The organism is Bacillus sp. RC251, from assembly GCF_044908765.1.
Classification (GTDB): Bacteria; Bacillota; Bacilli; order Bacillales; family Bacillaceae_G; genus Bacillus_A; species Bacillus_A wiedmannii.
Window position 1 is genome coordinate 649,297 of record NZ_JBIYDP010000001.1, and the last position, 20,364, is coordinate 669,660.

23 protein-coding genes are annotated in these 20,364 nt (G+C 33.6%); 14 read left to right on the plus strand and 9 right to left on the minus strand.

Going from position 1 to position 20,364, the window contains the following annotated elements:
* Positions 1-17: 17 nt before the first annotated feature.
* The 6 genes from ABH961_RS03440 to ABH961_RS03465 form a co-directional block, all read right to left on the minus strand.
* Entirely contained in the window at positions 18-743 is a 726-nt protein-coding gene (locus ABH961_RS03440) for a sulfite exporter TauE/SafE family protein (protein WP_098080123.1), read from the minus strand.
* A 123-nt stretch (positions 744-866) separates the two neighbouring features.
* Positions 867-2,087, minus strand: a complete 1,221-nt coding sequence (locus tag ABH961_RS03445; RefSeq protein WP_404518895.1) for an MFS transporter — start codon at positions 2,085-2,087, stop codon at positions 867-869.
* A 19-nt stretch (positions 2,088-2,106) separates the two neighbouring features.
* Entirely contained in the window at positions 2,107-2,556 is a 450-nt protein-coding gene (locus ABH961_RS03450) for an ArsR/SmtB family transcription factor (protein ID WP_098078459.1), read from the minus strand.
* Between the two features lie 128 nt (positions 2,557-2,684).
* The gene (locus ABH961_RS03455) at positions 2,685-3,899 is read right to left on the minus strand and encodes an MFS transporter (RefSeq protein ID WP_098080127.1); all 1,215 of its coding nucleotides are present in this window, start codon (positions 3,897-3,899) and stop codon (positions 2,685-2,687) included.
* Positions 3,900-3,905: 6 nt separating this feature from the next.
* Positions 3,906-4,373 (minus strand): VOC family protein, encoded by a 468-nt coding sequence (locus ABH961_RS03460; protein WP_098080129.1) that lies wholly within the window; start codon positions 4,371-4,373, stop codon positions 3,906-3,908.
* Positions 4,374-4,538: 165 nt separating this feature from the next.
* A complete protein-coding gene (locus ABH961_RS03465; RefSeq protein WP_000120179.1) occupies positions 4,539-4,658 on the minus strand; it encodes a YjcZ family sporulation protein in 120 nt (39 codons plus the stop codon).
* Positions 4,659-4,897: 239 nt separating this feature from the next.
* Here ABH961_RS03465 and ABH961_RS03470 point away from each other — a divergent pair, with 239 nt between their 5' ends.
* Positions 4,898-5,116: an aspartyl-phosphate phosphatase Spo0E family protein gene (locus ABH961_RS03470; protein WP_002096752.1), complete on the plus strand. Its 219-nt coding sequence runs from the start codon at positions 4,898-4,900 to the stop codon at positions 5,114-5,116.
* A gap of 54 nt (positions 5,117-5,170) precedes the next feature.
* Entirely contained in the window at positions 5,171-5,359 is a 189-nt protein-coding gene (gene hfq, locus ABH961_RS03475) for an RNA chaperone Hfq (RefSeq protein WP_087985600.1), read from the plus strand.
* A gap of 25 nt (positions 5,360-5,384) precedes the next feature.
* Here the strand turns inward: hfq and ABH961_RS03480 are convergent, their stop codons facing one another.
* Complete coding sequence (locus tag ABH961_RS03480) at positions 5,385-5,987, minus strand: HD domain-containing protein (protein WP_098080131.1); 603 nt, start codon at positions 5,985-5,987, stop codon at positions 5,385-5,387.
* Positions 5,988-6,159: 172 nt separating this feature from the next.
* Here ABH961_RS03480 and ABH961_RS03485 point away from each other — a divergent pair, with 172 nt between their 5' ends.
* From ABH961_RS03485 to ABH961_RS03515, 7 genes are all read left to right on the plus strand, one after another.
* Complete coding sequence (locus ABH961_RS03485) at positions 6,160-6,993, plus strand: flagellar motor protein MotP (protein ID WP_000502146.1); 834 nt, start codon at positions 6,160-6,162, stop codon at positions 6,991-6,993.
* A 22-nt stretch (positions 6,994-7,015) separates the two neighbouring features.
* Entirely contained in the window at positions 7,016-7,693 is a 678-nt protein-coding gene (locus ABH961_RS03490; RefSeq protein ID WP_000977943.1) for an OmpA family protein, read from the plus strand.
* 150 nt (positions 7,694-7,843) lie between these two features.
* Positions 7,844-8,212 (plus strand): response regulator, encoded by a 369-nt coding sequence (locus ABH961_RS03495; RefSeq protein WP_000940570.1) that lies wholly within the window; start codon positions 7,844-7,846, stop codon positions 8,210-8,212.
* 129 nt (positions 8,213-8,341) lie between these two features.
* Positions 8,342-10,342, plus strand: a complete 2,001-nt coding sequence (locus tag ABH961_RS03500) for a chemotaxis protein CheA (RefSeq protein ID WP_098080135.1) — start codon at positions 8,342-8,344, stop codon at positions 10,340-10,342.
* A gap of 173 nt (positions 10,343-10,515) precedes the next feature.
* On the plus strand, positions 10,516-12,156 hold the full coding sequence (locus tag ABH961_RS03505; protein WP_098123401.1) for a flagellar motor switch protein: 1,641 nt from the start codon (positions 10,516-10,518) through the stop codon (positions 12,154-12,156).
* A 29-nt stretch (positions 12,157-12,185) separates the two neighbouring features.
* Positions 12,186-13,532 (plus strand): transglycosylase, encoded by a 1,347-nt coding sequence (locus ABH961_RS03510; RefSeq protein WP_098080137.1) that lies wholly within the window; start codon positions 12,186-12,188, stop codon positions 13,530-13,532.
* A gap of 27 nt (positions 13,533-13,559) precedes the next feature.
* A complete protein-coding gene (locus ABH961_RS03515) occupies positions 13,560-14,276 on the plus strand; it encodes a hypothetical protein (RefSeq protein WP_098080139.1) in 717 nt (238 codons plus the stop codon).
* A 32-nt stretch (positions 14,277-14,308) separates the two neighbouring features.
* On the opposite strand, the gene cheR is transcribed toward ABH961_RS03515, so the two are convergent.
* Both cheR and ABH961_RS03525 read right to left on the minus strand, forming a co-directional pair.
* Positions 14,309-15,091: a protein-glutamate O-methyltransferase CheR gene (gene cheR, locus ABH961_RS03520; RefSeq protein ID WP_141520070.1), complete on the minus strand. Its 783-nt coding sequence runs from the start codon at positions 15,089-15,091 to the stop codon at positions 14,309-14,311.
* Positions 15,092-15,130: 39 nt separating this feature from the next.
* Positions 15,131-15,628, minus strand: a complete 498-nt coding sequence (locus ABH961_RS03525; protein ID WP_064469673.1) for a hypothetical protein — start codon at positions 15,626-15,628, stop codon at positions 15,131-15,133.
* Between the two features lie 143 nt (positions 15,629-15,771).
* Here ABH961_RS03525 and ABH961_RS03530 point away from each other — a divergent pair, with 143 nt between their 5' ends.
* From ABH961_RS03530 to ABH961_RS03550, 5 genes are read left to right on the plus strand one after another with little or no spacing between them, the layout of a single operon-like run.
* Positions 15,772-16,236, plus strand: a complete 465-nt coding sequence (locus tag ABH961_RS03530) for a YaaR family protein (protein ID WP_000946323.1) — start codon at positions 15,772-15,774, stop codon at positions 16,234-16,236.
* Between the two features lie 16 nt (positions 16,237-16,252).
* Positions 16,253-16,705: a hypothetical protein gene (locus ABH961_RS03535; protein WP_098080143.1), complete on the plus strand. Its 453-nt coding sequence runs from the start codon at positions 16,253-16,255 to the stop codon at positions 16,703-16,705.
* A 17-nt stretch (positions 16,706-16,722) separates the two neighbouring features.
* Positions 16,723-18,021, plus strand: coding sequence for a flagellar hook-associated protein FlgK (gene flgK / locus ABH961_RS03540; RefSeq protein ID WP_098080145.1), 1,299 nt, complete (start codon positions 16,723-16,725; stop codon positions 18,019-18,021).
* 41 nt (positions 18,022-18,062) lie between these two features.
* Positions 18,063-18,926 (plus strand): flagellar hook-associated protein 3, encoded by an 864-nt coding sequence (locus ABH961_RS03545; RefSeq protein WP_060630278.1) that lies wholly within the window; start codon positions 18,063-18,065, stop codon positions 18,924-18,926.
* Positions 18,927-18,945: 19 nt separating this feature from the next.
* Positions 18,946-20,349, plus strand: coding sequence for a flagellar hook-associated protein 2 (locus ABH961_RS03550; protein ID WP_098080147.1), 1,404 nt, complete (start codon positions 18,946-18,948; stop codon positions 20,347-20,349).
* Positions 20,350-20,364 lie beyond the last annotated feature (15 nt).

Sequence of the window (20,364 nt, forward strand, 5' to 3'; positions counted from 1 at the left end):
TGTCTTGAAGAGTTTACTTATAATAAATGCAAACTTTCAATAAGAAGATACATACCTGTACAACTCAAAAGGATATACGTAAATATTTTAAAAATCCGTTGATTAAGCCATTTGAAAATAATTTGACCTATATACAAACCTAAAAATACGATTGGAATAGCATACAAACTTGATTCCCAAATTGTTTTATTTGTCCCAGTAAAGAGTATTTGAGTTAGTAGACTAATGAAATATATAAATAGATAAAAAGCTAAAGTAGTTGCTCTCAACTTTTCTTTTTTCGTATCAGTTCCTGTAAAGTACAGTAACAGGGGAGGTCCGGGCATACCTATACTTGTCGTTAAAAGACCGGATAATCCACCGACTAAGAAATCTCTAGATTTTGTTGATTTAATTTTAAAGTTGCATATTAGCATCAACGTTAATAGTAAGAGCAGGATGCTAATTGCTAATTTAAATGTGTTGATGTTAATGGAAGTGAAAATGATAATACCAAAAGGAACACCAATTATACTTCCGAAAATTAATCTTTTCAGTAGAATAAAATCAATGTCCATTCTTATTTTCCAAATGAGCGATATGGAAATAATTAAGGATAAAATGATATTTATTTGTATAGCTTCTTGTGGTAGAAATAACATAAGTAAGAAAGGTGTTGCCATAATAGAAAAGCCAAAACCTGTACTTGTTTGTAAAATAGAAGCTACTAATATAATACATATGAAAGTGAATATAATCTCCAAAATAGCCCTCCTACATAATCAGATCCAATACATATTTTAACATAAAGTGAAACTTTAATCAGTGGGGCTTACTGTCCTTTAAAACGGGAAAAAAGCGGCTAAATAGCCGCTTTTTTCTCGCATTTAATATTCCAATGATGACCCTGTAGCTTTAAAATATTTTTCTCGTGAAGGCGTCATTACACGGATTGCTAATAAACAGGAAAGGAAAAAAATGAGTAATGAGCTGCTTATTACAGTGATTTGAACGGAAAGAAATTGTGCGGATGCCCCAATTGCTAAAATGAAAAAGATTTGGATGAAATTTTTTATGGAATCAAATACGCTATCAATACGTCCCATCATATGTACAGGGATGTTATTTTGATAAAATGTTATAAAGCCAGTACCAGCAAATGATGAAGAAATGCCAAGTAAAATGAAACCACTCGCTGCAACTATAAATGAACTTGAAAAGGCGAAAATTACATAGCCTATTGCTGTGAAAATCATACCTAATCCGATACAATGTTGAATTGGTAATCGTTTAGCAAAGAGAGAAACAAGAAATGAACCGAAAACGTAAGCAGCACCAGTTATACTAACAAGCATGCTATATTCTATATTGGATAAAAACAGTACTTGTTTTGTGAAAACAACCTCTTGTGAATCGAGTGCCATAGAGACAAGCATAGTAGCTTGAAATAAAACGAATATGAGAATAATGTAACTTTCAGTTCGAGCGAATGAAAAAACTTGTTTCCAATCACTTCGTAATGTTTGTACGAAAGTATTTGCAACTTCTTCGTTTTGTTTTGTTTGTAGTGTAATGTTTGGCAAGAAGTAAATGAGAATGGTAGAAAGTAGAAAGGAAAGTGAGTTGCAGTAAATCACAAAGGATGTTGAGTACGTGGTGAGAAGTATTCCAGCAAGAGCTGGACCGATAATAAAAGCCCCGTTTGTAAATAAGCTATTCCAAGCGTTGAATTGAGCGCGTTCTTCAGCTCGTATGAGCATTGTTCTATAAGAAAATGATGCTGGATCGAAAAATGATGTAGCAATGCGAGTTAAAAAGATAAAAATATAAATGGCCCAAATAGAATCAAATAGTGGAATACAGCCAATGAGAGCTGCTCGAATTATATCTGTGATGAGCATAATGGACCGTTTGTTTAATCGATCTACTATGCTACCAGACCATATTTTTGTAACAACGGTGGCAATTGGACCTACAATCCATAATCCTGCTACAGCAGCAGGGGAGTTTGTGCTATTTAACACCATTATGTTTAAGGCGATGAGATACATAAAATCACCTAAACGAGAAATTCCTGTTCCCGACAATAATAATAATTTATTTTTCATGAACAAATGGCCCTTTCTTTCATTGTTTTTTAATCCTGCAGGAAATGGAGTATTCCTCTTCGGAGTTTGATTGACGAGCGGTTTTGTTTTCCCAGCGTAATAAAACTTGTGTAACTTCCCAAGTAAGCTGTTGTAATTCCTCTGGAGTTAAAAATAAATGAGATACAATATGACTACCTGTATTCGTTCCTTCTGTGCCGCTTTCTTCAATATAGAAATGAGCAGCTTTTGCTTTATAATATTTTTCAATAATTCCCCGTTTTTCTTTCGTGTCTACTAATTCAAGTAACCCTCCATCATATAAAATTTGAACGTGATAATGTACGCTACCAGCAGATTTATTTAGTTTAGTAGCTACTTGTTTTGCAGTGAGTGCCTCGTCTTTTAAAAGGTGAAGAATTTGAATGCGAGTTGCATTAGAAATGAGCTTCTGCTGCTCAGCTGAAATAGTAAGTCTATCGTCAAACATTATGATATCTCCTTTCTTATGATCTAAATTTATTGTACATTCTAAAAAATTAGAACGTAAGGAAAATAAATCGCCTTTTTCCTTTATATTTCGACATAAATAAAAATAGCATGTACATAAACATGCTATTAAGTGATAGTAGATTCTTCACTCAGTTTCCCGCGATAAAACAGGTAAAGCCATATAAAACTAACAAAAATACAGCATATAGCTAAAAGGCTACCAATAACTTGCGGAGAAAGGACTTCTAAAAGCGCTCCAGTAAAAAACATAGATAGCTGAATAAGAGATCCGTAAATGGAATAATGGAATGAAAAAACTTTACCCATCATATTTTCCTTCGTATAAGTTTGAAGTAATGTCGTATCAAGTGGAACGATGATTCCTCCTGCTATGCGCATACAGAATAATGTAATGATACCGATAATAAGTTGATCGGATAAAATGAATCCGAGAAAGAAAATTCCTTGTAGGAAATAGGCCCACCCGAATGCTTTTTTCATTTTTTCTTTATTATGAGACATATAAAGATTAACGAGAAGGCTTCCCATCATAAGCCCAGCCCCTTGAACCGTATATAAAATTCCAATGTTGGTGTGGAAAATTATTTCGGCATAGATCGTTAGAAGTAGCTGATAAGCCCCTCCAATCATGCCCCATGAAATGCCGACAAGAATTAACGTTAAAATGATTTTTGTTTGTAATATGTATGTGTAACCATCTTTTATATCAGTAAAAAATGCTTTTTTCTTGTTACAAGTATCATGAGAAGGGACACTCATATTATAAATAAAATAGGCTGAAATAAAGTATGACAGGCTATTTACTAAAAAAGCGAACTCAATATGTAAAGATTGTGCAAGGATTCCGCCTAAAGAAGCACCCATAATAGACATAAAACTATTAATTGTACTAGAAAGAGAGTTAGCAGTTACGAAATGATTTTGGTGTACGATATTTTTTAAGGTTGCTTGTTTAGCTGGTTCAAATAAACAAGAAAGTACGGATAAACATATGTTAGAAATGAAAATAATCTCAATTTTATATAATGCAAATAAATAAGTGAGGACGATTATGCCTCGTAAAATATCGGTAAAAATAAGAATCTTCTTTTTAGGAAAACGATCTACAATCCCGCCTATGAAAGGGCTAAGAAGAAGTTGAGGTAAACCTTTACTTATAAAAGTAAGGGCGACCATAAAAGGCGATTCCGTTATGCTGTAGACAAATGTTACTAAAGCTACCGTATGAAACCAATCTCCAAGTACACTTAATGTTTGCCCATAAAATAGTTTTTTGAAGGTATTATTTGTTTTCAAAAGTGTGCTATAAGAAATTGACATAAAAGATTAATCCGTATGTAATAATGATGCTTGAACTTGTTTTTTCCACTCGCTTAAATACACTTTCTCCGCTGTAGGAAGTCCAACAGGTAATTGTGCGATCAATTCTAAACTATTTCCGTCAGGATCATTAAAGTATACGGCGGCATGTGCTAATTCTGGAAAAACAATCGGCTCAATTGGTTCCATTCCAAAATCTTTTCTAGCTGAAATTTCTTTTTGGTTTAGCCAGTGTATTGCATTTTTTAAATCATGTAAGCTTACTTGAAAGGCGATGTGTCGTAAAGAAGGGTGATAATTAACTTTGTATTCTGTGCCTTCCCAAAGGCCAAGCCAACTTTCATTTTCTTTAATCCAAAAGAAAGCAATATCATTTCCTCTTTTATATAATTTCAGTCCAAGTGATTCATAAAAAGATATTGATATCTCTAAGTTACTGACAGGTAAATGTGCTTCGTAAAGACCTTTAATCATTGTAATCCTCCTTAGTAAAACATTTCTTATTTCATAGTAAACGTTTTTTTATTAGTTGAAATCACAAAAAAGAGGGATAACACTTCATACGAAAGTATGAAAAAACAGCTCAAATATGAGCTGTTTTCGTATAGTTTTTCGTTCATTTGTTAAGGGTAGGATATATTAGTATCCGTATCCGCCGCCACCCCAGCAGCTACAACCGATGATGATTAGAAGGATGAATAGTACGATAAGCAAAGCAAATCCACCGCCGAAACCAGCGCAACTTCCACCATAGCTCATATGTTTTCCTCCTTTTGAGTAAGTTAATCTATATAATTCATGGACTACTATATACAGTATGTTTTTTGTATGGAAAAGGAGCCAGTCTCTTTTGTAATTAGACAAACGCCTGTATGGTTATTTTAATTGTATATTGTGCTAGGGGTATGTGAAGAAATCGTTATATATTTTGCGATTTGTTCATAAAAAAACATAAAAATTGTAAAAAAAACCATTTTTATATTTTTTTATGAGAGGATTTGTACTATAATTTTACAAGTAATATTATGGGAAAAGGGAGTTTTAGTAAAGAGATGGAGATGGGAAAATTACACAATAAAATAGAAAACAAAAAGAAAGAGCTAATCCAACTTGTTGCTAGACACGGATTGGATCATGATAAAGTTTTGTTATTTAGCCGAGATTTAGATATACTTATTAATAAGTTTATGAATGTAAAAGATAAAGTACACAAATAAATAATTTGTAGTTTTTTATATTAAGATATTTTGTAAAAAAGGAGAGAAAAGTATTTGGAACATTTACAAGAAGAGTTATATAAACAAATAAAAGAAGAAAAAGGTATTGTTACAATTTTTTTAAAGAGTGGCGTTAGAATAGTAGGAGAAGTTGTTGCGATAGACAAATTTACCGTTTTAATGTTAGTTGATGGAAAACAACAGCTTATATACAAGCAGGCTATATCAACGATAATAAAATAAGACACTCATATTGAGTGTCTTTTCATTATCGTTTGCAAGCTTCCACGTCAATGCCGGCAGCTAGTAATTTCTTTTCTCCATCTTGTTCAATCATTTTTTGTAATTTAGATAGGAAAGAATCAAAGTTTGTATGCTTTGCCACTTGGAATGTCATTTTATGCTCAATTGGTAGCCACGTAGCAATATCAGCTTCGTTATGCTGAATTTTCACCTCAAGCTTATCAAGTGCGTTGGCAACTTTTGCTTCGTACGTTTCTTTCGCTTCAAACTCCATCCATAAATCATATAATTCCTCACCGAGAGAACCTTTTAATGTTCGTTTAATATTTAAAATGGCTTCTTGCTCATTTTTTTGTTTTTGTAATTGTAATTCATGACTATTCATTGTATCAAAAGCAGGAATATCACCAGCTTCTGCCTCGACTAGGTCGTGAATAATAACCATTTTAAGTAATTTTTCAATATTTACTTTTTGATCTAAATAAGGCTCAACTAAAATGGCCATTAGAGACATGCGCCACGTATGTTCAGCAACACTTTCTTGACGCCCGTTAGAAAGCCAGCTATGTCGCATTTCGTATTTTAATTTTTCTGCTAGTGCAATGACTTGTAAAATGTTATGTTCCATCGTGATCCTCCTCATATTTCCATACTATAATTCTAATATGGAAATGAAATGTGTCAATTTTATGAGTATATTGCGATAAATAGATGATAAGCGTATAATAAACATTATATGTGAAAACGCATTATTAAAATAAAAAAATGTTTTATAAAAATGAAAAGGGAAGGTCCGGAATATGGGAGATGAAAATCAAGTGTTTGCTAGACCAGAAAGAAAAAAAAGGAAGTTTGATATTTCTAGCCCAGTGGGCATAATAGTAGGTTTTGCTATTGTAATAGCAGCAATTATGATTGGCGGCGGCGGAGTAAAAGCTTTTAAAAACTTTTTAGATGTTTCATCTATTTTAATTGTAATAGGGGGAACAACTGCGACAATTGTTGTGGCATATCGATTTGGAGAAATAAAAAAATATACGAAAAGTATTTTTACTGTTTTACATAGAAAAGAAGAAGATTTAGAACAGTTAACGGATTTGTTTGTCGATTTTTCGAAAAAGTCTAAAAAACACGGCCTACTTTCTTTAGAAGTTGATGGAGAGCAAGTAGACAATCCTTTTATTCAAAAAGGAATTCGATTAATGTTAAGTGGTTACGATGAAGATGAATTAAAAGAAGTGTTAATGAAAGATGTTGAAACGGAAGTGTATGAGTTAAGAAAAGGGGCAGCATTATTAGATAAAATTGGCGATTTCGCTCCAGCTTGGGGCATGATAGGGACTTTAATCGGTCTTATCATTATGCTTCAAAACTTGCAAGACACATCGCAGATTGGTACAGGGATGGCAGTTGCGATGTTAACGACATTGTATGGGTCAGTACTTGCAAATATGATTGCAATCCCTCTTGCTGAAAAGGTGTATCGTGGTATTGAAGATTTATATACAGAGAAGAAGTTTGTTATTGAAGCGATTTCAGAATTATATCGCGGTCAAATCCCTTCTAAATTAAAGTTGAAACTCGATACATATGTATACGAAACAAAGATAAAAAAAGTAAAACGAGCAGCCTAATATTTCAAGGAGTGGTATGGTGATGATGAAACGACCGCAAAAGGGATCGCCTCGTTGGATGACGACTTTTACAGATTTAACGATGTTATTATTAACTTTCTTTGTATTACTAGTTGCTACATCAAAGCAGGATGCAGTAAAATTGTCAAAGATGCTTGAAAAGTTTAGTGACGTGGAGCAAGTAGATGCAAAAGTAATGGAAAATACAATACCAGATATTTCACATGAAAAAAATGATGAAAAAATGGTCTCGAAAAAAAGAATGGATGAATTATATAAAAAGTTAAAAGCATATGTAGATAATAACGGTATTAGTCAAGTGAATGTATATCGAGAGGATACGGGAGTAAGCGTCGTTATAGTAGATAATTTAATATTTGATACGGGTGATGCGAACGTTAAACCAGAAGCGAAAGAGATAATAAGTCAATTAGTTGGATTTTTCCAATCAGTACCAAATCCGATTGTTGTTGAAGGGCATACAGATAGTAGACCTATTCATAATGACAAATTCCCTTCTAACTGGGAGCTGTCTTCAGCAAGAGCAGCTAATATGATTCATCACTTAATTGAAGTGTATAATGTGGATGATAAAAGGTTAGCTGCGGTAGGATATGCAGACACAAAGCCAGTAGTACCAAATGATTCACCGCAAAATTGGGAGAAAAACCGTCGCGTTGTCATTTACATAAAAGAATAGTATATTATCATTTTAATAATAAAATAATGAAAATACGAAAATTCTTTTAAAAAAATATTAAATTTTATCATTTTATTTTGTATAATGAGTGAGAATGATAAGGTGAAATATTAAGATATATTTATACATAGAAGGAGAGAATTAAAAAGAATGGCACATAAAATTTTAGTTGTAGACGATGCGATGTTTATGCGAACGATGATTAAAAACTTATTAAAAAGTAATTCTGAATTTGAAATTATTGGTGAAGCAGAGAATGGAGTAGAAGCAATTCAGAAGTTTAAAGAACTTCAACCGGATATTGTAACATTAGACATTACTATGCCAGAAATGGACGGACTTGAAGCATTAAAAGAAATTATTAAAATTGATTCAAGTGCAAAAGTTGTTATTTGTTCTGCAATGGGACAACAAGGTATGGTATTAGATGCAATTAAGGGTGGGGCAAAAGACTTTATTGTAAAGCCATTCCAAGCAGATCGCGTAATCGAAGCTTTAACAAAAGTAGCAAACAGCTAATATAGAAGGGGCGCCACAAGGAATCTAAACAGTGATAACGGAAAGATGTGTGGCACCCTTTTTTCTTGCTTTAAAACACTAAATTGTTATACATGAATGAAATGTTTGTTAGACAGGTAGGGGATTAAAATGCAAACAGATCTATTAAATATATTTTTTGAGGAATCAGAAGAACATTTACAATCGCTAAATGAAAATGTGCTAACTTTAGAACAAAATCCCACTGATATGGATGTTGTGGGAGAAATATTCCGCTCAGCCCATACATTTAAAGGTATGTCAGCGAGTATGGAATTTACGGAAATGGCGGATTTAACGCATAAGATGGAAAACGTTTTAGATGAAATTCGTCATGGGAATATAGTTGTAAATGCGGAGATTATTGATGTGATTTTTGAGTGCATTGATAATTTGGAGAAGATGGTTGCAGATGTGCAACAAGGCGGAATGGGCAATATTGATGTAATTACAACTAAGCAGAAATTAGAAGCATTATTGAATGGCAATGTAGAAACTCCTGCGGAATATATTGAGCAAGAACCTATAAATAATGATGCAGTTTCACATGAAGTGCATATAACTGTTGAGCAACAAGCTATTTTAAAAGCAGTACGTGCAATTATGTGTATTGAAGCACTGCAAAATGTAGGTAATGTACAAAAAACAGTTCCAAGTATTGAGGAAATTGAAGCAGATGCTTTCGGGTTTGAGTTCACAGTATTTATGGATACTGATCAAAGTGAAGAAGAATTAAAACAAGTAGTGCTTCATGTTTCTGAAATTGAGAAAGTAGAAGTGAAGCAAGGACATACATTAAAAGAAGTAGTCTCGAAAGAATTGGGTACACAAGAAGCCGTGCAGGAAGATATACAAGCGGCTACGCATGTGGAATCAACTAAAGAAGTATCGAAGCAATCAGCTAATGCTACACCTGCTAAAAGCACTGCAAAAACGAAAAATGGTAAAGTGGAAAATCGTTCCATACGTGTTCAATTAGAAAAAATTGAAAGATTAATGAACATGTTTGAAGAAAGTGTAATTGAGCGTGGCCGTATAGATGAATTGGCACAAGCAATTCAAAATAAGGAATTAATTGAGCATTTAAATCGATTAGGCGATATTTCAAAAGATATTCAAAATGTACTACTAAACATGCGTATGGTGCCAATTGAAACAGTCTTTAATCGTTTCCCGCGTATGGTACGTATGTTAGCGAAAGATTTAGGGAAGAAAATCGATTTACAAATTACAGGTGAAGACACCGAAGTTGATAAAATTGTTATTGATGAAATCGGTGATCCACTCGTTCATTTAATTCGTAATGCAATTGATCACGGTGTTGAAACAGTTGAACAACGTCGTGATGCAGGTAAAAATGAGACAGGTACGATTAAATTAGAAGCGTTTCATAGTGGAAATCATGTCGTTATTCAAATTACGGATGATGGAAATGGTATTCATAAAGGGAAAGTATTAGAAAAAGCGATTAAAAATGGTGTTGTAACAGAATCTGAGGCAAATAAATTAACGGATCGTGAAGTATTTGATTTGATCTTCCAACCAGGATTTAGTACAGCTGAAGTTGTATCAGACCTTTCTGGGCGTGGCGTTGGATTAGATGTAGTGAAACATACGATCCATAGTTTAGGTGGACATTTAATTATTGATTCTGAAGAAGGAAAAGGTAGTACATTTAGAATTGAACTGCCATTAACGTTGTCCATTATTCAATCTATGCTTGTTCAAACGAATGATAAACGTTATGCTTTCCCTCTTGGTAATATTGTTGAAGCAATTCGGATTAAGAGAGAAGACATCCAATCCTTACAAGGAAAAGATGTGTTAAATTACCGTAATCAAATTATTGAAGTGAAGCATTTAAGTACTGTATTTGGTGAGAAAACAGTAGATGAGGCGTTTGCGTCATATGATGGTCAAATGGTTCCTGTGTTAATTGTTCGTAATACACATCGCAGCTATGGACTTATTGTAAACACAATTATCGGTCAAAGAGAAATAGTCCTAAAGTCATTAGGTGACTTCTTTGCAGAGAGTTCTAACTATTTCTCTGGTGCGACGATTCTCGGTGATGGACGAGTGGTCCTCATTTTAAACCCAGAAGGTTTATAATAGGAATGAAGGAAAGCTCCCCACTTGTATACAATTGGGGAGCTTTTTGGTTAATCGTTATTAATCTAAAAATGGGAATAAATACATATTAACGTTTTATATAATAAGTTTGTTAAAATAAAATGAGAGTTTATATCATTTGATAGAAAAACAGAAATGAGGAGGCAGAGAAAATGCCTGAGCAACACACAAAAGGGGATACGAGCACAATTGTGCTAGAAAAAGAAAATGAGCATTTAACGCCTCAAGAATGCGATATTCTTGGCGAAATTGCAAATATATCATTTGGTTCAGCTTCGACTGTATTATCAACAATCTTAAATAGGCAAGTAAGCATTACTGCTCCTCGTATAGAATTGGTAGATTTATATGATTCAAGCGACGTCGAAGTTCCACACGTTGTATTAAACATTCATTTTACAAAAGGATTAGATATGGAAAACCTTCTTGTCCTTAAGCAAGATGTTGCATTATCCATTGCTGATTTAATGATGATGGGAACAGGTGAAGTGGAAGACGGAAAAGAACTTGGTGAATTAGAGCTAAGTGCTGTACAAGAAGCGATGAATCAAATGATGGGGTTCGCAGCTACATCTATGTCTGAATTCTTCCAAGATACAGTAGATATGTCTCCGCCGACAATTAAAGTTGTAAAGTTATCAGAAGAAATGGAGAAAATCTCTGAAATCGATGGGAATCATACGATTGTTAAAGTATCGTTTGATTTAAAGATAGATAATCTTGTAAACTCTAAACTTGTGCAAATTGTTTCGGTTGAACATGCGAAACGAATGGTAAATAAATTGATGCAATTATCTGGTGACGTAGAAGAGCAAGACGAACCAGCAGAAGTAGTGGAAACTGAGATTGTAGAAGAAGTTGAAAAAGAGCATTTAACACAAGAAGAGAAGGATGTCCTTGGTGAAATTGCAAATATTTCAATTGGTTCCGCTTCAACAGTATTGTCAACACTTTTAAATCAGCCAGTTACAATTAGCACGCCCAATGTAGAATCAATCAATGTTCGTCATTATGACGGAGTACCAGTCCCATTTGTTATTTTAAATGTTGATTTTGTTGAAGGACTAAAGAATGAGAATGTATTCGTATTTACGAAAGATGTCGCTTTAACAATGGTAGATTTAATGATGATGGGAACAGGAGAAGTTGATCCAGAGAAAGAACTTAGTGAATTAGAACTGAGCGGTATTAAAGAGATCATGAACCAAATGATGGGGCATGCTGCGACGGCGATGTCAGAAATGTTTCAAGAAAAAATGGACATGACACCGCCAAATGTTAAATTCGTAACGTTAAAAGAAGAAATGGAATATTTGGGAGAGTCAATGAAAGTGGACGAACTCGTCCAAATTACGTTCAACCTTGAAATTGGCGACCTGCTTCAATCGAAAATGTATCAAATTTTACCGATTTCAGAAGCGAAAGAAATGGTTAGAAGACTTCTATATCCAATGATGGAAGAGGAAGAAGAGATTGTTACGGAAGAAATTGAAGAAGAAAAAATTGTAGAACCTGTTGTGCAACCTATTGAATTTAAAGAAGTAAAACAAATGGAACCAGTATACATGGACACATCCATCTTACAAAATGTAGAAATGAATGTGAAATTTGTATTTGGAAGCACAGTGAAAACAATTCAAGATATTTTAAGTTTACAAGAAAATGAAGCCGTTGTATTAGATGAAGATATTGATGAACCAATTCGAATCTATGTAAATGATGTATTAGTAGCGTATGGTGAACTTGTAAATGTAGATGGATTTTTCGGAGTAAAAGTGACGAAATCGCTATAAGTCGTTGAAATAGGAGTTTGAGCTAGTAGATGAAAAACGTAAAGTTTTTTCTAATGAGCTGGTTATTCATAAATGTGTGTCTGTTCTTCCCTCTGCAAAGTCAGGCGGAAGAACAAATTGAACCAGATCAAAAACTAAATGAAATGAATGTACAAGAAGAAAACAAAGAAGTTCAAGAGCAGCCAGAGCAAGTGGAAGTGAATCAAGGTAAAGAGCAACAACAAGAAGTAGTAAATGAACAAGAGGTCGAAAAAAAGATAGAGACGGATCAAGGGGTTATTACAGTAAATAAGTCGGAATTAAAAGTTGGCGAAGAAGTGCGAGTTATTGTAGAGCCGAAAGAGCAAAATGTTCAAAGTATAAAAGGTATTTTGCGCTTGCCAAAAAACGGCGATCAGTATGAACAAGAAAGAATGCTATCGTTTAAGTATGAAGAGGAAACGAAGCGATGGATTGCTAACTACAAGGTCGAAACTTTTGATTTGCAAGGTGATTGGAATCTTCAGCTCATTCAAAGTTCTAAAGAAACTGAGAAAGAAGAGCTTATAGAAAATGAAGTGAAAGTCCCATTTATTCGTATAAATAATGACACGCCAACAATAGATAAAGAACTGCCGAAGTTGCATAAAGTTACTGTTGACGAGGCGAAAGAGAAGCTAATTGAACGGAAACAAGGCGATTCTATACGTGTGCGAGTGAAGGCGACAGACGGAGAATCAGTTGTGAAAGAGGTTCGTGTTACATTAAAAGGGAAAGAAAATAAAGAGATTACATTTTTATTAGATTACAATAAGCGCGACATGGATTGGCAAAAAGTATTTGAAATAACGGATGAGTTGCCAATCGGTACATACGAAATACTTGTAGAGATAGTGGATGCGGCCGGCAATAAACTGGTTGAGGAAAGTGAGTATATCGTTTCTATTTTGGAGCAAAAACCAGAAGATGATAAAAAGATAGAAGAACGAGAGAATGAAGATAAATTAGAAGATAAGAAAGAAACTGAGAAGCAGGAAGAATCGAAAGTAGAGATTCCACTTCTGGAAGAAAAACCACCAGTTGTTCAAATTCCGAAGCAAGAAGAGAAAATAAACGATTTTATAAAAGAGCCGCTGAAAGAGAAAGAAGAAATTACTTACTTTATAAAAGAGCCGTTGGAAAATCATAAGGAAGTAAGTGATGGAAAGGCTCAAAAAGAGAATAAAAGTAGAAATGACAATGGAGTCGTTTCGAAAAAGAAAGAACAAATAGAAGAACCGCAAAAGAAAAAAGAAGACAGTAGCGAACAAGGAGTACAAGCTTCTAATGTGTTTGCTATTATGTCGGGTTTATTCGTATTGTTTTTAGTTTTAAAGAGTAATAAAGAATGGGGCTAATTATTTCATCTTAATGGAGGCGCTTAAATGGAAATTAAACGTACGACAATTGAAAATAAGACGCTACAACCATTAAAACAGCCTGCAGCTATTTCAGAACATGAAATCCAGAAAGAACGAAAGCATAGTAATCTAGTGTTTACTGGACAGTCTAAGATTATTTCGAAAAATAATGAAATAGGGATTTTACTTGCGAGTTTAGGTGATGGAAAGGTTATGAAGGAAATGCTTTCTAAAGAGATGGATACAGTGTTACAACTCTTTAAAAAGTTGCATACGTTATCTGGAGAAGGGAAGCAAACAGAAAAAGTATTTGAACAAGTAATGAGAAGTTTACAAGGGCTTGTTAAGCAGGCGCATATAAAAGAGCTTCCTTTGTTAGATGGGACGTATGATTTTGCTGAAGTACAACTATCATTTGGTAGAAAAGTACATATTCCGTTATTGGATGTAAGTGCACTCCTTTCTAGAGTGGAAAGTGATTCTTCAGAAGGAAATATAAATTTAATGGTAACGGTTATTACTGCTTACATAACGAAATTGTCTAACGAAACTATTTTAATTAACGTTACAGATCGCACTGCTAAAGAGCGGGATGTAAGTGTATGGAGAGCGCTCGCAGAAATGAATATGACACAATTATCACAGGTCCTGAAACAAACGATGCAAGAACATAAATGGTCTATGACATTTCTTTTTCTCTTTGTATGGATTGTTGCTATTATTTTAATTCGAGTTATATAAAAGGTCGTCACTTTACATTGTGACGACCTCTTTTATATTTTTTCGTAGAAGAATGTATCAAATCTCTGAAGATTATAACGTTCAGGTGTTAAAATTTGTTCGGTACTACCAACAAATAGTACGCCGCCTTTTCGTAAAGCACGACTAAACTTTTCGTAAAGTTTTACCCTTGCTTCTTCAGTAAAGTATATCATTACGTTGCGACAAATGATTAAATCGTAATTTGTATCGAACGACTGCATTAACAGGTCATGTTGTTTGAACGTAACGTTTTGCTTAATGTTTTGATGTAATGAATATATATCATTCTCTTTTGTGAAATGACGTTCTTTCAAATCGGTAGGTAATTCTTTTAAAGAACGTTCTGTATATTGACCGCGTTTTGCAGTTTCTAAAATGTGAAAATCAAGATCTGTTGCTTGTATTTCAAAACGAAATGGAGCTAGATGCTTCGATAAAATTAAAGAGAGTGTATATGGTTCTTCACCGGCAGCGCAAGCGGCACTCCATACCTTTAATTTTCCGTTATTTTGTTCAAGTAATTTTGGTAGTGCTTTCGTCTCTAACGTTTGCCAACGTTCTTTATTTCTAAAAAACTCTGAAACGTTAATTGTAATATAGTCAATAAAACTTAAAAATAAGCTTTGATCGACACGTAAAGTACTTAAGAAATTAGTGTAGTTTTCAAAGCCTTTTCTTGAAATGAAAGCATCGATTCTACGGCGCATTCTATCTTGTTTATATGAAGCGATATCCATATTGAATTGTTGTTTAAAACTCGCGATAAAATGATCATAATCTTGTTCAATTATCATATTTATAATAGGCACAATAACAATATTGTGCCTCCCCCTTTACATCATACGAATTTTTTGTTCAAAGTTTTTTTTCATCTGTTTTTCATGTAAACCTGGTAAATCATAAATGACAGCATCAATCCCAGCTTCTTTTGCAATATCAACGGGAATGACAGATGTATGCTTGTCTCCGTTATAAAAACAGAGAACTAAATCGGTATCTTCAATAATTTGTTTAACAAAAAACATATAATCTGATCGGTAAATAGATTCGGAAGGATGATCAAAAGCAACATACTCGGCTCCGTGTGTTTTTAAATAATCAACGATTTCTTGAAATTCATCTGTTACTGCTTGAAACGGTTGTAGCGTGTAAAGGCATAAATTTTGAGCGAGTCTTTCGTTTTCGACGAAAAAACGAAGTACCTCATTTTCAATAGATTTATAACATAATATGTAAATTTTATGTTTGTGAGCATAGTCAGTTAAAAATTTTTTAATTTCTTCTTGATCTAATGCTGTTAATTGATTTGAACCACAAAGAAAAATATTCATAGAATTGTGCCACCTCATGCTAAATTGTAACATATCTTCTATAAAAAATAACTGCAAAATATTAGTGTTCAGAGTATAATTATAAATAACTAGATTTTACGATTAACTTTAGGAAGAAATAAAAAAATAAAAAGGTGATATATATGCTGCGTTCTATCTCGCATAATCCAATTTTATCGCATATACCGCCTGCTACTCAAATGCCGAAAGAAGCAAATGTCAGGACAGGACTTGCATTTTCGGATAATTTGCATGCAGATCCGAAAAAAGATAAATTGCTAGAACAAATGGAAGCATTTGTCGATAACATTGGAGAAATTAAAGAGAAAATTGAAATGGAATTAACACTTGATAACGTAATGGAATACAAAAATACAGTAAAATCATTTTTGAATTTTTACGTTGACAATGTATTGCAATATAAAGATGTCATGTCTCGTCATCCGCGTTACGGATATTCACAGAAAATGACGATTGTGAAACAGGCGGAAATGGGATTAAATGAGTTAGAAGATGTTATGAATTTAATTAATACGAAAACGGGACATTTAGAAATGTTAAATCAGATTGGAGAAATCCACGGTTTAATTGTAAATTTAGTCTTGTAAAAGGGAAGGAAGCTATATGTACATACAATTATATGAAAAGCTCGTTATTATTCAAAAAGCATATGAAAACATTCAAACGCTTGGAGAACAAATATATGAGAATTTAAAACATAAAAATGTAAATGCAGTTCAAAAGTTACAAGTAGAGCAATTGCAGTACATTGATGGTTTAAAAAAGTTATCAAGTTCATTTGAAGAAATGGTTGTTCAGTTTTGTAAAGAACAGGGCGTGGAAGCATTTCGCGTAAGTGCGTTATTTTCGTATTTTTCTCATGAAGAAATTGAAAAAATGGAAAAAATACAAAAAAACCTAACAGAATTAGAAGAGAATGTAAAAATGATTCTTTTGAAAAATCAATATTACTTAAACGTACTATTAAAAACTACAGAAAGTATTGTGGATTCCGTTTCTGAATATAATTTAGAGCGAAACAATAATTCACAAATCTTTATGAACGAACTATTGTAAAGGGGAAGTGAAACATTATGAGACTATCTGATTATAATACGCCGTTATCGGGTTTGTTAGCGGCACAAATGGGATTACAAACGACGAAACAAAATTTATCTAACATTCATACGCCTGGTTATGTACGTCAAATGGTGAATTACGGATCGGCTGGAGCAAGTCATGGCTATTCACCGGAACAAAAAATAGGTTACGGTGTACAAACGCTAGGTGTTGACCGTATTACAGATGAAGTGAAGACGAAACAGTTTAACGATCAATTATCTCAACTCTCTTACTACAACTACATGAATTCGACTTTATCACGAGTAGAGTCTATGGCTGGAACGACAGGAAAGAATTCATTATCTAGTTTAATGGATGGTTTCTTCAATGCCTTTCGTGAAGTTGCAAAGAATCCAGAACAACCAAATTACTACGATACATTAATTTCTGAAACTGGGAAGTTTACAAGTCAAGTAAATCGTCTGGCAAAAAGCTTAGATACAGCAGAAGCACAAACGACAGAAGATATTGGAGCGCATGTCAATGAATTTAATCGACTTGCTGCAGGTTTAGCGGAAGCGAATAAAAAAATTGGACAAGCAGGTACACAAGTACCAAATCAGCTTTTAGATGAACGTGATCGTATCATTACAGAAATGTCTAAGTATGCAAATATAGAAGTGTCTTATGAATCTATGAATCCTAATATCGCGAGTGTTAGAATGAATGGTGTTTTAACAGTAAATGGACAAGATACATATCCACTTCAATTAAATAAAGAAAAAGAGCCAATGACTGCTGAAATTTACGGTTCGGAAATTCCTTTAACTAGTGGAGCAATTCAATCAGCAATTGATACGAAAGCGAAGATTGCTAGTTATAAGAAAAACCTTGAAGAACTAATGAGTTCTGTAAAGAATGAAGTGAACACAGTAATGGGGAAAGAATTCTTCGTTGGAGATCAAGCGAAAGATATGAAATTAAACCCTGAATTTGCAAAAGATGTTTCAAAAATGAAAATATCAGCTGAAACAGCAAATAAACTAGCAGCGATTACAGATGGAGATTATAAAGAAGGTCTTTCTTATAAACAAGCATTAGACCAATTCGTAGTTGGTATTGCGTCTGATAAAAGTGCAGTGAATGCATATCAAAAAATTCATGGGGATTTATTAGAGGGGATTCAGGAAGAAAAGATGGGTGTCGAAGGCGTTAATATGGAAGAGGAAATGGTTAATTTAATGGCCTTCCAAAAATATTTCGTTGCAAACTCTAAAGCGATTTCTACGATGAATGAAGTGTTTGATAGTCTATTTTCGATTATTCGATAAGTGATAGTAATTGATTGGAAATATATAAGGAGGAGATAGAAATGAGAGTATCTACATTTCAAAATGCAAGCTGGGCAAAGAATCAGTTAATGGATTTGAATGTGCAACAACAATACCACCGAAATCAAGTAACTTCAGGGAAGAAAAACCTGTTTATGAGTGAAGATCCACTTGCGGCAAGTAAATCATTTGCGATTCAACATTCATTGGCGAACATTGAACAAATGCAAAAAGATTTAGCTGACTCGAAAAATGTATTAACACAAACTGAAAATACTTTACAAGGTGTTTTGAAATCTGTAACGAGAACAGATCAATTAATGTTGCAGGCGTTAAGTGAGCAAAATGGTGAAAAAGAATTGAAAGCTATCGGTGCAGAGATTGATCAAATTTTAAAACAAGTTGTATATTTAGCGAATACGAAAGAGCAAGGTCGTTATATTTTCGGTGGTGATAGTACAGAGAAGCCACCATTTACAGAAGATGGTACGTATCAAGGTGGACAAAATGATGTGAACTGGCAACTAAATGACGGTTATGAATTAAAAGCATTCCGTAACGGAGAAGCATTATTATCCCCTGTTATAAAAACATTAAAACAGATAAGTGAAGCGATGCAAAACGGTGACCAAAAAGCGTTACAGCCGTTATTAGGAGAAAATAAGAAAAACCTAGATGGCATCATTAATCGTACAACTGAAGTTGGTTCGACAATGAACACAATGGAGACGTTTAAAACAATTTTAAGTGAACAAAATTTAGCACTTCAAGAAAATCGTAAAGAAATTGAAGATGTTGATTTAGCGGTAGCAATCTCTGATTTAGCGTATATTAATGCGACGTATGAAGCAACGCTTAAAGCAGTTAGTACGATGAGTAAAACGAGTATTTTAGACTACATGTAATATACAGGGAGTGAGAAAAATGGCAGGAACAACGATGACAGGTATTGGTGGTAGACAACAGATTTGGAACCTTGGAAATAATATGATCGATACTTCTAACCTAGTAGAATTAGAGCTGCAAGCGTTAGATATGAGGAAAACACCGTATACGAAAGAAAAGAACGATCTTACAAATGATAAACTATTATATACAAGTTTGAAATCGGAATTTAGCTCTTTCACACAAACTTTTAAAAACTTAGCGGCTTTTAAAGGGAATGAAAAAAAAGTAACGACAACGCAAGAAGGCTATATAGATGTAAAAGCTGATGGTGGTGCAATTGCTGGCACTTTTAATATGATGATTACTCAGCTTGCACAGCGTCATCAAATAGCCTCTAATAAGGTTACTAATATAAATGCGAAGCTTCCTAAAGATGAAACAATAAAACTAGGTGATAAAGAACTAAAAGTAACAACTGATATGACATATAAAGATTTAATTAATAAAATTAATGACGGAGATTATGGTGTATCGGCTTATACACTTGGAGATAAAATTTTCATGACCTCGAAAAAAGAAGGGGCAATGAATGAAATTAAATTAGAAAAGACACCGCCTAATGTACTTACAGATTTGTTTTATTCAAAAGTGGAAGGAAAAGACCCACTTGCCACGGAAATGAAATTAAATACTATTAACGAAGCATTAGATGCAAAATATACTATTAATGGTATTGAAGGTAAAAGTCCTAGCAATACAATTGAAGCTCTTCCAGGCGTGAAAATTGAATTGTTAAAAGTAACTGAGTCGAAAGTAGAAGGAACATCAGATGCAGGTACAACAACAGAACCAAAAGCAAAAGGGATAGATCTAAAATTCACAGTAAGTGACTCAAACGTAACAGACGCATCAAATATTATTAAAAAGATGGTTGCAGATTATAATAAAGCTGTTTCTACAGTGGATATCTTTGCTGGAAAAGGTGGGGCTTTCCAAGGACAAGCTATTATGCAAAGTGTGCGTCAAGCTATGAACAATGTTGTAACATTTTCACAAGATGGCAATTACTTATTCTCATTTGGTATTCAATTAAAGCAAGATGGAACGATGGAAGTTAATGACGAAGCATTAACGAAAGCGTTAAAAGAAAAACCAGATGCAGCGAAGCAATTTTTCTTTAGTTCTAACGGTTTAGGAAAAATGATGGAAGAGCCACTTGATAAGTTATTTGGTGATAAAGGTGTAGTTGGAGAACGAGTAAAAAACATTGATTCACGTGTAAGTGATTTAGATAAAAAGATTAAAGATATTGAAACACAAAATTTGCAAAAGCAAGATGAAATTGTAAAAAAGTATCAAAAGCTAGAAAGCACATTAGCAGCACTTGATAGCCAATTAAAAACAATTAAAGCAATGACAAAACAAAAAAGTGATGATTAATGAAAGTTGAGGAAG

What these genes read in the sequence shown, in the direction of transcription:
- flgK (WP_098080145.1), top strand. Translation starts at nt 16,723, where the DNA reads ATGAGACTATCTGATTATAATACGCCGTTATCGGGTTTGTTAGCGGCA.
- ABH961_RS03530 (WP_000946323.1), top strand. Translation starts at nt 15,772, where the DNA reads ATGCTGCGTTCTATCTCGCATAATCCAATTTTATCGCATATACCGCCT.
- ABH961_RS03480 (WP_098080131.1), bottom strand. Translation starts at nt 5,987, where the DNA reads ATGGAACATAACATTTTACAAGTCATTGCACTAGCAGAAAAATTAAAA.
- ABH961_RS03545 (WP_060630278.1), top strand. Translation starts at nt 18,063, where the DNA reads ATGAGAGTATCTACATTTCAAAATGCAAGCTGGGCAAAGAATCAGTTA.
- ABH961_RS03510 (WP_098080137.1), top strand. Translation starts at nt 12,186, where the DNA reads ATGAAAAACGTAAAGTTTTTTCTAATGAGCTGGTTATTCATAAATGTG.
- ABH961_RS03500 (WP_098080135.1), top strand. Translation starts at nt 8,342, where the DNA reads ATGCAAACAGATCTATTAAATATATTTTTTGAGGAATCAGAAGAACAT.
- ABH961_RS03485 (WP_000502146.1), top strand. Translation starts at nt 6,160, where the DNA reads ATGGGAGATGAAAATCAAGTGTTTGCTAGACCAGAAAGAAAAAAAAGG.
- cheR (WP_141520070.1), bottom strand. Translation starts at nt 15,091, where the DNA reads ATGATAATTGAACAAGATTATGATCATTTTATCGCGAGTTTTAAACAA.
- ABH961_RS03460 (WP_098080129.1), bottom strand. Translation starts at nt 4,373, where the DNA reads ATGATTAAAGGTCTTTACGAAGCACATTTACCTGTCAGTAACTTAGAG.
- ABH961_RS03450 (WP_098078459.1), bottom strand. Translation starts at nt 2,556, where the DNA reads ATGTTTGACGATAGACTTACTATTTCAGCTGAGCAGCAGAAGCTCATT.
- ABH961_RS03535 (WP_098080143.1), top strand. Translation starts at nt 16,253, where the DNA reads ATGTACATACAATTATATGAAAAGCTCGTTATTATTCAAAAAGCATAT.
- ABH961_RS03550 (WP_098080147.1), top strand. Translation starts at nt 18,946, where the DNA reads ATGGCAGGAACAACGATGACAGGTATTGGTGGTAGACAACAGATTTGG.
- ABH961_RS03465 (WP_000120179.1), bottom strand. Translation starts at nt 4,658, where the DNA reads ATGAGCTATGGTGGAAGTTGCGCTGGTTTCGGCGGTGGATTTGCTTTG.
- ABH961_RS03505 (WP_098123401.1), top strand. Translation starts at nt 10,516, where the DNA reads ATGCCTGAGCAACACACAAAAGGGGATACGAGCACAATTGTGCTAGAA.
- ABH961_RS03495 (WP_000940570.1), top strand. Translation starts at nt 7,844, where the DNA reads ATGGCACATAAAATTTTAGTTGTAGACGATGCGATGTTTATGCGAACG.
- ABH961_RS03525 (WP_064469673.1), bottom strand. Translation starts at nt 15,628, where the DNA reads ATGAATATTTTTCTTTGTGGTTCAAATCAATTAACAGCATTAGATCAA.
- ABH961_RS03515 (WP_098080139.1), top strand. Translation starts at nt 13,560, where the DNA reads ATGGAAATTAAACGTACGACAATTGAAAATAAGACGCTACAACCATTA.
- ABH961_RS03445 (WP_404518895.1), bottom strand. Translation starts at nt 2,087, where the DNA reads ATGAAAAATAAATTATTATTATTGTCGGGAACAGGAATTTCTCGTTTA.
- ABH961_RS03455 (WP_098080127.1), bottom strand. Translation starts at nt 3,899, where the DNA reads ATGTCAATTTCTTATAGCACACTTTTGAAAACAAATAATACCTTCAAA.
- ABH961_RS03490 (WP_000977943.1), top strand. Translation starts at nt 7,016, where the DNA reads ATGATGAAACGACCGCAAAAGGGATCGCCTCGTTGGATGACGACTTTT.